General features: G+C 61.1%; 1 pseudogene. It reads left to right on the top strand.

The features are described 5' to 3' along the window. A pseudogene (locus tag HF690_RS14955) lies at nucleotides 1-1,265 on the top strand (fibronectin type III domain-containing protein); the annotation flags it as partial.

A 1,265-nucleotide genomic window follows, 5' to 3' on the forward strand; every position in this document is an offset into this window, starting at 1 on the left:
TATCCGCCCAATGCGCCGCCGAATGTGCAAGTCGTCGTGCAGGGCTCCTCGAAGATCACGTACGAAAAAGCGGAATGGGATGCGGTCAACTATGCGGACCGTTACGAGGTCAAGATCGATAGCAGCAGCACCATCGTGTATTCCGGGACGGACACGATGTACACGATCGAGAGCACGGTTCCGCCGGACGTGCCGGTGCCGCATACGCCCTATGTGCGTGCCTGCAACATCGGTGGTTGTTCCCGCTGGAGTTCGTTGCCTCCGACAGTGCCGAGCCTCACCGTGCCTTCCACCAACCACACGGGGAGCTATACCGCCAGTTGGGACAGCGTGAGCAGCGCCACCAGCTACACCCTGCAAGAAGAGCCAAGCGGTGGAAGCTGGAGCACGGTGTACAGCGGAAGTGGAACCAGTGCGACGTTGAGTGGGCACGCCAACGGGACCTACTACTATCGGCTTCAGGCCTGCGATATCGATGGCTGCAGCGCATGGAGCGCAGTCCAGAGCGTGGACGTATCGCTTCCGCCACCGACGCCTTCGAGCATCAGCGTGCCGGCGACCAGTAGTGGGCCCATCACGATCAGTTGGTCCAGTTCCAGCACGGCGACCAGTTACACGCTGCAAGCGCAGTACAACGGCGGCTCCTGGAACAACTTCCACACGGGGACCGGGACCAGCTATTCCTACACGGCGACGGCATCGGGAAACCATAAATTCCGGGTAAAGGCCTGCAATGCAGCCGGCTGCAGCGGCTATAAAACGAGTGGCAATGTGGATGTGACGCTGCCGCCTAATGTGCCCACGCTCAATGTTCCCAGCACCAGCGAGACGGGGAGCTACTCGATCAACTGGAGCAGCTTGAGCACGGCGACCAGCTACACGCTGCAGCAGCAGGCCAACGGCGGCAGCTGGAGCACGGTGTACAGCGGAAGCGGTACCAGCAAGTCGTTCAGCGGAATGACGAACGGAACGACCTTCGGCTATCGAGTGCGCGCCTGCAACAGTGGCGGATGTGGTTCCTGGAGCACCACCAAGTCGGTGATGGTGCGCAGAAAGCCGACCAACGTGACCGTCGTCTATGACGGTTCGTACAAGATCACCTACGAAACCGCCAAATGGGATGCGCTCAGCAACGTGAGCCACTACGACGTGAAGCTGGATAGCACGAGCAACGGCACCGTGTATTCGGGAACGGCCACCAGCTACCGCATCGCCAGCTCGGTCCCGCCCGACTTCCCTCCGGCCCATACCGCCTACGTGCGCGC

The organism is Oleiagrimonas citrea, assembly GCF_012395255.1.
Lineage (GTDB): Bacteria > Pseudomonadota > Gammaproteobacteria > Xanthomonadales > Rhodanobacteraceae > Oleiagrimonas > Oleiagrimonas citrea.